The 7,343-nt window shown below is 63.1% G+C and carries 6 protein-coding genes; 5 read left to right on the plus strand and 1 reads right to left on the minus strand.

The genetic code is table 11. The features are described from left to right. Nucleotides 1-63 precede the first annotated feature (63 nt). Entirely contained in the window at nucleotides 64-504 is a 441-nt protein-coding gene (locus tag NUV89_RS25870) for a heme-binding protein (protein ID WP_257783554.1), read from the minus strand. 256 nt (nucleotides 505-760) lie between these two features. Between NUV89_RS25870 and gcl the strand changes: the two genes are divergently transcribed. The 5 genes from gcl to pyk all read left to right on the plus strand — a co-directional run bounded on the left by gcl (nucleotide 761) and on the right by pyk (nucleotide 7,263). Next, nucleotides 761-2,536 carry a glyoxylate carboligase gene (gene gcl, locus NUV89_RS25875; RefSeq protein WP_207041458.1) on the plus strand — a complete coding sequence of 592 codons (1,776 nt, stop codon included), beginning with the start codon at nucleotides 761-763 and terminating at the stop codon, nucleotides 2,534-2,536. A 10-nt stretch (nucleotides 2,537-2,546) separates the two neighbouring features. Continuing rightward, nucleotides 2,547-3,329 carry a hydroxypyruvate isomerase gene (gene hyi / locus NUV89_RS25880; protein ID WP_257783555.1) on the plus strand — a complete coding sequence of 261 codons (783 nt, stop codon included), beginning with the start codon at nucleotides 2,547-2,549 and terminating at the stop codon, nucleotides 3,327-3,329. 176 nt (nucleotides 3,330-3,505) lie between these two features. Further along, nucleotides 3,506-4,396, plus strand: a complete 891-nt coding sequence (locus NUV89_RS25885; protein WP_257783556.1) for a 2-hydroxy-3-oxopropionate reductase — start codon at nucleotides 3,506-3,508, stop codon at nucleotides 4,394-4,396. 181 nt (nucleotides 4,397-4,577) lie between these two features. Continuing rightward, on the plus strand, nucleotides 4,578-5,858 hold the full coding sequence (locus tag NUV89_RS25890; RefSeq protein WP_257783557.1) for a glycerate kinase: 1,281 nt from the start codon (nucleotides 4,578-4,580) through the stop codon (nucleotides 5,856-5,858). Further along, entirely contained in the window at nucleotides 5,848-7,263 is a 1,416-nt protein-coding gene (pyk, locus tag NUV89_RS25895; RefSeq protein WP_017734355.1) for a pyruvate kinase, read from the plus strand. The genes NUV89_RS25890 and pyk overlap by 11 nt, the downstream gene beginning before the upstream one ends. Nucleotides 7,264-7,343: the final 80 nt, after the last annotated feature.

Genomic DNA, 7,343 nt, shown 5'->3' on the forward strand with positions numbered 1-7,343 from the left:
CGAGATCTACACAGCTGAACTATCGTCGGCAGCGTCAGATGTGTATAAGAGACAGCCCAAGAATCAAGCCGACACCCCCGCATCCGCCAACAACCCCACCCCCTCAATCGCCGTAATCGCGCACTGCTCATCAATATCCGACGTATCCCCACTGATCCCGATCGCCCCCAGCACCCGCCCTTCCTGATCCCGGATCAACACCCCACCCGGCGCCGGCACCACGCTGCCCTGCCCCAGGCTGTTCAACGCGGCGATAAACGCCGGCCGTTGCTGCGCGTCCAGCGCCAGCAGGCGTGAGCCTTTGCCCAGGGCAATCGCGCCCCAGGCCTTGCCGATGGCGATCTGCGGGCGCAGCAGGCTGGCGCCGTCTTCCCGTTGCAGGGTAATCAGGTGCCCGCCGCTGTCGAGCACCGCGATGGTCAGCGGCGCCGCCGCAATGGTGCGCCCTGCGGTGAGGGCCTGGCTGGCCAGTTGGGTGGCAATTTTCAAGGTTAAAGCGCTCATGGTGCCGTCCTTATCTTGTTATGGGAAAAGCGGTGGAGGTCTGAAGGATCAGATGCCCGATCAAACAAATAGAACACAATGACATTTGTTTTTGTATACAATATTTTCGAACAAACCTTCCATACGTCGTAAAAATGCCTTCCGACGAACGCAAAGGCCCGCCGATAAAATGGATTGACCTGCGCAGCTCGCCGTGAATACACTTTGACCAGACACCACTTGTATACAATTACAAAACGCAAGAGGCACCAAAATCATGAGCAAAATGAGAGCAATCGAAGCCGCCGTTCTGGTAATGCGCCGTGAGGGCGTGGACACCGCCTTCGGTATCCCAGGCGCTGCGATCAACCCGCTGTACTCGGCCTTGCAAAAGGTGGGTGGCATCGATCACGTCCTTGCTCGCCACGTTGAAGGCGCCTCCCACATGGCCGAGGGCTACACCCGCACCAAGGCCGGCAATATCGGCGTGTGCATCGGCACCTCGGGCCCGGCGGGCACCGACATGGTCACCGGCCTGTACAGCGCCTCGGCGGACTCGATCCCGATCCTGTGCATCACCGGCCAAGCCCCCCGCGCCCGGATGCACAAGGAAGACTTCCAGGCCGTGGACATCACCAGCATCGTCAAGCCTGTGACCAAGTGGGCAACCACCGTCCTGGAACCCGGCCAGGTGCCTTACGCGTTCCAGAAAGCCTTCTATGAAATGCGCTCCGGCCGCCCAGGCCCGGTGCTGATCGACCTGCCGTTCGACGTGCAGATGGCCGAGATCGAGTTTGACATCGACGCCTACCAGCCGCTGCCCCTGGCCAAGCCACTGGCCACGCGCATCCAGGTGGAAAAAGCCCTGGCCCTGCTCGACCAGGCTGAGCGCCCGCTGTTGGTCAGCGGTGGCGGCGTGATAAACGCCGACGCCAGCGACCTGTTGGTGGAGTTCGCCGAGCTGACCGGCATCCCGGTGATCCCGACCCTGATGGGCTGGGGCACGATCCCCGACGATCACCCGTTGATGGTGGGCATGGTCGGCCTGCAAACCTCCCACCGTTATGGCAACGCGACGATGCTCAAGTCGGACGTGGTGCTGGGCATCGGCAACCGCTGGGCCAACCGCCACACCGGTTCGGTGGAGGTGTACACCGAGGGCCGTAAATTCATTCACGTCGACATCGAGCCGACGCAGATCGGTCGTGTATTCACCCCGGACCTGGGCATCGTGTCCGACGCCGGCTCGGCCCTGACCCTGTTCATTGAAGTGGCCCGCGAGTGGAAAGCCGCCGGCAAGCTCAAGGACCGCAGCGCCTGGCTGCATGATTGCCAACAGCGCAAAGCCACCCTGCACCGCAAGACGCACTTCGACAACGTACCGGTCAAGCCGCAACGGGTGTACGAAGAGATGAACCAGGTGTTCGGCAAAGACACCTGCTACGTCAGCACCATCGGTTTGTCGCAGATTGCCGGTGCACAATTCCTGCACGTCTATAAGCCACGCCACTGGATCAACTGCGGCCAGGCCGGCCCGTTGGGCTGGACCATTCCGGCGGCGCTGGGCGTGGTCAAGGCCGACCCGAGCCGCAAGGTCGTCGCGCTGTCCGGCGACTACGACTTCCAGTTCATGATCGAAGAATTGGCCGTGGGCGCGCAGTTCAAGCTGCCGTACATCCACGTGGTGGTGAACAATTCCTACCTCGGCTTGATCCGTCAGGCCCAGCGCGGGTTCGAGATGGACTACTGCGTGCAGCTGTCGTTCGACAACCTCAACGCCCCGGAACTCAACGGTTATGGCGTCGACCACGTGGCCGTCGCCGAAGGCCTGGGTTGCAAGGCCCTGCGTGTGTTCGAACCGGGCCAGATCCAGCCGGCGTTGCGCAAGGCTCAGGAAATGATCGAAGAATTCAAGGTACCGGTGATCGTTGAGATTATTCTGGAGCGCGTGACCAATATTTCCATGGGCACCGAGATCAACGCCGTCAACGAATTCGAAGATCTGGCCCTGGTCGGCAACGATGCGCCGACTGCCATTTCCCTGCTCGATTAAGGAGAACCCTATGCCGCGCTTTGCCGCCAACCTGTCCATGCTGTTCACCGAGCAAGACTTTCTTGCTCGCTTCAAAGCGGCCGCCGAGGCGGGCTTCGAAGGTGTGGAGTATCTGTTCCCGTATGAATTCAGCTCGGCTGAAATCAAGGCCCATCTCGACGCCAACGGCCTGACCCAAGTGCTGTTCAACCTGCCGGCCGGCGACTGGGCCAAGGGCGAACGCGGCCTGGCGTGCCACCCGGACCGGGTCGAGGAATTCCGTGCCGGGGTCAACCTGGCCATCGCTTACGCCCAGGTGCTGGGCAACACCCAGGTCAACTGCCTGGCGGGTATCCGGCCACAGGGCGTTGATGATGCAACGGTAGAGAAAACCTTCGTCGCCAACCTCAAGTACGCCGCCGACAAGCTGCAAGCGGTGGGTATCAAGCTGGTGATGGAGATGATTAACACCCGCGACATCCCGGGTTTCTACCTGAACAACACGGCGCAGGCCCTGTCGATCCGCGAGCAGGTGGGCAGCGCCAACCTGTTCCTGCAATACGACATCTACCACATGCAAATCATGGAAGGCGACCTGGCCCGCACCATGGCCGCGCACCTGGATGAGATCAACCACATCCAGCTGGCGGACAACCCTGGGCGCAACGAGCCGGGGACCGGGGAAATCAACTACCGGTTCTTGTTCGAACATCTCGACCGCATCGGCTACACCGGCTGGGTGGGTTGCGAATACAAACCGCTGACCACCACCGAGGCAGGTTTGGGCTGGCTCAAGAGCCACAACGCCATCTAACTGGCACAACACAAAACCCAATGTGGGAGCGGGCTTGCTCGCGAATTCGGTCTGACGTTCAACATCAATGTCGACTGATCCACCGCTTTCGCGAGCAAGCCCGCTCCCACATGTGGAACTCCTGTGCTTGGCAGACCGCGACAGGCCTGCCTATCGAATAAAAAGAGGCATTAATCATGGCTAAAATCGGATTCATCGGCACCGGCATCATGGGCCAACCCATGGCCGCCAACCTGCAAAAGGCAGGTCACCAACTGTTCCTCTCCGAACACCACGGCAAGGCCCCGCAAGCCCTGGTCGACGCCGGCGCCATCGCCCTGGCCAGCCCGCAGCAGGTTGCCCAGGAAGCCGAGTTCATCATCGTCATGGTGCCGGACACCCCGCAGGTCGAGGACGTGCTGTTCCGCGCCGACGGCGTGGCCGCGGGCCTGTCGCCAAACAAAGTGGTGATCGACATGAGCTCGATCTCCCCCACCGCCACCAAAGCCTTTGCCGCGAAGATCAACGCGACCGGCGCGCAGTACCTCGACGCCCCGGTGTCCGGTGGTGAAGTCGGCGCCAAGGCCGGCACCCTGAGCATCATGATCGGTGGCACGCCGCAGACCTTCGAACGCGCCCTGCCGCTGTTCCAGGCCATGGGCAAGAACATCACCCTGGTCGGCGGCAATGGCGATGGCCAGACCGCCAAGGTGGCCAACCAGATCATCGTCGCGCTGAACATCCAGGCCGTGGCCGAAGCGCTGCTGTTCGCCTCCAAGAACGGCGCCGACCCGGCCAAGGTGCGTGAAGCACTGATGGGCGGCTTTGCCTCGTCGAAGATTTTGGAAGTGCATGGCGAGCGCATGATAAAGGGCACCTTTGATCCGGGCTTCCGCATCAACCTGCACCAGAAGGACCTGAACCTGGCGCTGGCCGGTGCCAAGGAGCTGGGGATCAACCTGCCGAACACCGCGGGCACCCAGCAAGTGTTCAGCACCTGTACCGCCATCGGTGGCGGCAACTGGGACCACTCGGCGCTCATCAAGGGCCTGGAGCATATGGCGAATTTCTCGATTCGCGATAAGTAAACCTTGATTTGAAATGCGGTCGAATGTGGGAGCGGGCTTGCTCGCGAAAGCGGTGGATCAGTCAGCATGGATGTTGAATGTAAGACAGCATTCGCGAGCAAGCCCGCTCCCACATTTGATTGCATTTCAATGCCTGACATTGCCGCACCTCTAATAACAAAAAACTCCCGGGAGCCCGCTTATGTCGGTCGATCCGCAACACCTGCTTCGCGAGCTGTTTGCCACAGCCATCGACGCCGCCCACCCCCGGCAAGTCCTTGAACCCTTCCTGCCCGCCGACCGCAGCGGCCGGGTGATCGTGATCGGCGCCGGCAAGGCCGCCGCCGCCATGGCCCTCGTCGTCGAAAACTGCTGGCAAGGCGAAGTCAGCGGCCTGGTGGTCACCCGCTACGGCCACGGCGCGCCCTGCCAGCACATTGAAGTGGTCGAAGCCGCCCACCCCGTGCCCGATGCCGCTGGCCTGGCCGTGGCCAAGCGCGTGCTGGCACTCATCAGCAACTTGAGCGAAGACGACCGCGTGATCTTCCTGCTCTCCGGCGGTGGCTCGGCCCTGTTGGCCCTGCCGGCCGAAGGCATCAGCCTGGCCGACAAGCAAACCATCAACAAAGCCCTGCTCAAGTCCGGCGCCACCATTGGCGAGATGAATTGCGTGCGCAAGCACCTCTCGGCGATCAAGGGCGGCCGCCTGGCGAAAGCCGCGTGGCCCGCGACGGTGTACACCTATGCGATTTCCGACGTGCCGGGCGACCAGGCCACGGTGATTGCCTCAGGCCCGACGGTTGGCGACCCGAGCACCTCGGCCCAGGCCCTGGCGATCCTCAAGCGCTACCACATCGACGCCCCCGCCGCCGTGCGCAGCTGGTTGCAGAACCCCGCCTCGGAAACCGTCAAGCCCGGCGACCCGGCGCTCGCCCGCAGCCACTTCCAACTGATCGCCCGCCCGCAGCAATCCCTTGAAGCCGTGGCCGTGAAAGTCCGCCAGGCCGGCTTCAGCCCGCTGATCCTCGGCGATCTCGAAGGCGAAGCGCGGGACGTGGCCAAGGTGCACGCCGGCATTGCGCGGCAGATCGTGCAACACGGCCAGCCGCTGGCGGCGCCGTGCGTGATCCTCTCCGGCGGTGAAACCACCGTCACCGTGCGCGGCAATGGCCGTGGCGGGCGCAACGCGGAATTCCTGCTCAGCCTCACCGACAGCCTCAAGGGCCTGCCCGGTGTGTATGCCCTGGCCGGCGACACCGACGGCATCGACGGCTCCGAAGACAACGCCGGCGCGATCATGACCCCGTGCAGCCATGCCCGTGCCGAAGCCCTTGGCTTGTCGGCCAGCGATGAGCTGGACAACAACAATGGCTACGGCTACTTCGCCGCCCTCGACGGGTTGATCGTCACCGAACCGACGCGCACCAACGTCAACGACTTCCGCGCCATCCTGATTCTTGAGACTGCCAAACATGACGCCTGACAAGAAGGTCAAAATCCTCGCCACCCTGGGCCCCGCCACCGACGGCATCGACGATATCCGCGAGCTGGTGGAAGCCGGGGTGAATATCTTCCGCCTCAACTTCAGCCACGGCGACCATGCCGACCACGCCCAGCGCTACCAGTGGATTCGCCAAGTGGAGCGCCAGCTGAACTACCCGCTGGGCATCCTCATGGACCTGCAAGGGCCGAAGCTGCGCGTCGGCCGTTTTGCCGAGGGCAAGGTGCAACTGGTGCGCGGCCAGGCGCTGCGCCTGGACCTGGACCCGACCCCGGGCGACCAGTGCCGGGTCAACCTGCCCCACCCGGAAATCATCGCGGCGCTGGAACCCGGCATGGACCTGTTGCTGGACGACGGCAAGCTGCGCCTGCGGGTCATCACTAAACATGCCGAAGCCATCGACACCACCGTGCTGAATGGCGGCGAATTGTCTGATCGCAAAGGCGTGAACGTCCCACAAGCTTTGCTGGAGCTCAGCCCCTTGACCGCCAAGGATCGGCGCGACTTGAGCTTTGGCCTGGAACTCGGCGTGGACTGGGTGGCGCTGTCGTTCGTGCAGCGCCCGGAAGACATCCGCGAAGCCCGCGAGTTGATCGGCGACAAGGCGTTTCTGATGGCCAAGATCGAGAAACCGTCGGCCGTGCAGCGCCTGCAAGAAATCGCCGAGCTGAGCGACGCGATCATGGTGGCCAGAGGCGATCTGGGCGTGGAAGTGCCGGCCGAGAGCGTGCCGCAGATCCAGAAAGACATCATCAGCGTCTGCCGCCAGCTGGGTAAACCCGTGGTGGTGGCCACGCAGATGCTTGAATCCATGCGCTTCTCCCCGGCGCCGACCCGTGCCGAGGTGACCGATGTGGCCAACGCCGTGGCCGAAGGCGCGGATGCGGTGATGTTGTCGGCGGAGACCGCGTCGGGCGAGTACCCGCTGGAAGCCGTGCAGATGATGAGCAAGATCATCCGCCAAGTGGAGAGCGGCCCGGATTACCAGGCGCAACTGGATGTGAGCCGGCCGAAGGCAGATGCCACGGTGTCGGATGCCATCAGCTGCGCGATCCGGCGCATCAGCAACATCCTGCCGGTGGCGGTGCTGGTCAACTACAGCGAGTCCGGCAGCTCCAGCCTGCGCGCGGCGCGGGAACGGCCGGTGGCGCCGATCCTCAACCTCACGCCGAACCTGTCCACGGCGCGGCGCTTGAGCGTGGCGTGGGGTGTGCACTCGGTGGTCAATGACCGGCTGCGCCAGGTGGATGAGGTGTGCTCGACGGCGCTGGAGATTGCCCAGGCCCAAGGCATGGCGCAGCGCGGGGATACGTTGGTGATTACTGCGGGGGTGCCGTTTGGGCAGCCGGGGTCGACCAATTCGCTGCGTATCGAGACGTTGATTTAGCGTCTGTAAAGGGCCCCTTCGCGAGCAAGCCCGCTCCCACACTTGACCGAGTACATCCCTTGGAATGCAGTCGAATGTGG

The organism is Pseudomonas sp. 18.1.10 (genome assembly GCF_024655625.1).
Taxonomy (GTDB): domain Bacteria; phylum Pseudomonadota; class Gammaproteobacteria; order Pseudomonadales; family Pseudomonadaceae; genus Aquipseudomonas.

Excerpts from the sequence above, each read along its gene's own strand:
- NUV89_RS25870 (WP_257783554.1), bottom strand. The coding sequence starts at position 504 with ATGAGCGCTTTAACCTTGAAAATTGCCACCCAACTGGCCAGCCAGGCC.
- gcl (WP_207041458.1), top strand. The coding sequence starts at position 761 with ATGAGCAAAATGAGAGCAATCGAAGCCGCCGTTCTGGTAATGCGCCGT.
- hyi (WP_257783555.1), top strand. The coding sequence starts at position 2,547 with ATGCCGCGCTTTGCCGCCAACCTGTCCATGCTGTTCACCGAGCAAGAC.
- NUV89_RS25885 (WP_257783556.1), top strand. The coding sequence starts at position 3,506 with ATGGCTAAAATCGGATTCATCGGCACCGGCATCATGGGCCAACCCATG.
- NUV89_RS25890 (WP_257783557.1), top strand. The coding sequence starts at position 4,578 with ATGTCGGTCGATCCGCAACACCTGCTTCGCGAGCTGTTTGCCACAGCC.
- pyk (WP_017734355.1), top strand. The coding sequence starts at position 5,848 with ATGACGCCTGACAAGAAGGTCAAAATCCTCGCCACCCTGGGCCCCGCC.